A 2,258-nucleotide genomic window follows, 5' to 3' on the forward strand; every position below is an offset into this window, starting at 1 on the left:
GGGCGCCGTAGGAGGGGGCGACGACCGAGGGGGCCGCGGGGGTCAGGTCAGTCGGGCGAAGTTCTGGGTGGAGTACAGCTTCCGGCTGTCGGCGACCTCCACGCCCACACCGAGGTGGGTGTGCACCGGGTTGAGTAGGTTGAGGCGGTGCGGAAGCGAGTTCATCCACTGCTGGACGAGCGCCTCGCCCGAGGCGCCGCACCAGTTCTGCAGCACGTTCTCGCCGTAACTGGTCCACTTGCCGTCGCTGAGCGGCGTTCCGTCGTACGTTGCCGCCATCAGGGCCTTGATCTGCGGATTGTGCGTCATGGTGTCCACGCTGGCCATCTGTTCGCTCCAGTCCTGGGCGATCCGGTCCAGGCTGGCGAGGCGCGTGACGGGGTTGAGGCCGCGGGAGACGCGCTCGCGGTTGGTGTACTCGTGGATGTCCGCGATCACCTGCTCGGTCTCCGCCGGGGTCGCCTGCTCACAGGGGGCGGGCGCGCCCACGGTGAACTGGAGCGACTGGGCGGCGGTGACGGGGGCGGCCAGGGCGAGGAAGGTGGCGGCAGCGGCGGCGACGGCGCCGATGCGCCGCCTGACGATGGTTCGCATTGAGGGGATTCCTGAGGGGTTGGGGGAACGTCGGGGGAGGACATGTGACCGAGGGAAGCCACGAATCTGAGGATAAGGTCAGTTCTTCGAGATCGCCGCATTATCGACCCCCGCGACACAATTTTGTGCACCCTCAAAACTGCAGGTCAGGCGCCCAGGTTGCTGACTCGTCACACAGACGTTCGTCCAGTAAGGCGTGCGACGCCTCCGGATCGATGTTCGGGCGTGCCCCTGATCGGCCCGCATCGCCACGCCGGTCCGGACGCCCCGGTGAGCGAAAATTCCTCTACGGCGGGGTCGGGCGACCGGATACCGGGCAGAATCAGCCCCCATGGGCCACAGTCACTCTCACCTCCTCAGTCCCCTCGCCGTCGGGCATCTCACCCTGCGCAACCGCGTGATCATGGGGTCCATGCACACAGGGTTGGAGGACCGCTCGAAGCACCTGCCCGAGCTCACCGCCTACTTCGCCGAGAGGGCGCGCGGCGGGGCCGCCCTCATGGTCACCGGCGGGTACTCGCCCAACGTGGAGGGGTGGCTGCTGCCGGCCGGGTCGATGATGGCCTCGCGCCGGATGGCCGACAAGCACCGCGGCCTCACCGACGCCGTCCATGCCGAAGGCGCCCACATCCTCCTGCAGGTCCTCCACGCCGGCCGCTACGGATACCAGCCGTTCGTCCGCTCGGCCGCGTCGACCAAGTCGCCGATCAGCATGTTCAGAGCGCGCGCCCTGAGCGCCCGGGGTGTCGAGCGGACGATCGACGACTGGGTCCGGGCCGCCCGCCTGGCCCGGCGCGCGGGGTATGACGGCATCGAGATCATGGGCTCGGAGGGCTACCTCATCAACCAGTTCCTCGCCGCCCGGACCAACGGCCGCACCGACTCGTGGGGCGGCACCGCGAGCAGGCGGATGCGGTTCGGAGAGGAGATCGTGCGCCGCGTCCGCGCCGAGGTGGGCCGCGACTTCCTGCTGCAGTACCGGATCAGCCTGCTCGACCTGGTCGACGGCGGCCAGTCGTGGGAGGAGACCGCCGAACTCGCGCAGCGCCTCGAGGCCGTTGGTGTCGACGTGTTCAACACCGGCATCGGCTGGCACGAGTCCCGCATCCCCACCATCGTCACCTCCGTGCCGCGGGCCGCGTTCGTCGACCTCACGGCCCGGCTCAAGCAGACCGTCGGTGTCCCGGTGATCGCGTCCAACCGCATCAACACCCCGGACATCGCGGAGCAGATCATCGCCCGCGGTCAGGCGGACCTGGTGTCCATGGCGCGGCCGCTCCTGGCGGACCCGGCGTTCGCCGCCAAGGTCGCCGAGGGGCGGGCCGACGAGATCAACATCTGCATCGCCTGCAACCAGGCCTGCCTCGATCACACCTTCGCCAACAAGCGTGCCTCCTGCCTGGTCAATCCGCGCGCCGGCCGCGAAACCGAGCTCCTGCTCACCGTGGCCCCCACCCGGCGTCGGGTGGCGGTGGTCGGCGCGGGACCCGCGGGGCTGGCGTGCGCCGAGGCCGCCGCGTCCCGCGGACTCGCGGTGGAGGTCTTCGAGGCGGAGGACGAGCTCGGCGGGCAGTTCCGCTACGCGATGCGCGTGCCGGGCAAGGAGGAGTTCGCGGCGTCGATCGCCTACTTCAGCCGACGCCTGGACGTCCTCGGCGTGCCGG

At 70.0% G+C, this 2,258-nt stretch carries 2 protein-coding genes; one reads left to right on the top strand and one right to left on the bottom strand.

Annotated elements, in window-relative coordinates; all coding sequences use genetic code 11:
• Positions 1 to 42 precede the first annotated feature (42 nt).
• Positions 43 to 594 (bottom strand): CAP domain-containing protein, encoded by a 552-nt coding sequence (locus G6024_RS11560; protein ID WP_159148749.1) that lies wholly within the window; start codon positions 592 to 594, stop codon positions 43 to 45.
• A gap of 331 nt (positions 595 to 925) precedes the next feature.
• Between G6024_RS11560 and G6024_RS11565 the strand changes: the two genes are divergently transcribed.
• On the top strand, positions 926 to 2,258 hold a 1,333-nt coding region (locus G6024_RS11565; RefSeq protein WP_159148750.1), incomplete at its 3' end, for a 2,4-dienoyl-CoA reductase FMN-binding domain-containing protein.

This window comes from Dietzia maris (assembly GCF_014144855.1).
Taxonomy (GTDB): Bacteria; Actinomycetota; Actinomycetes; order Mycobacteriales; family Mycobacteriaceae; genus Dietzia; species Dietzia kunjamensis.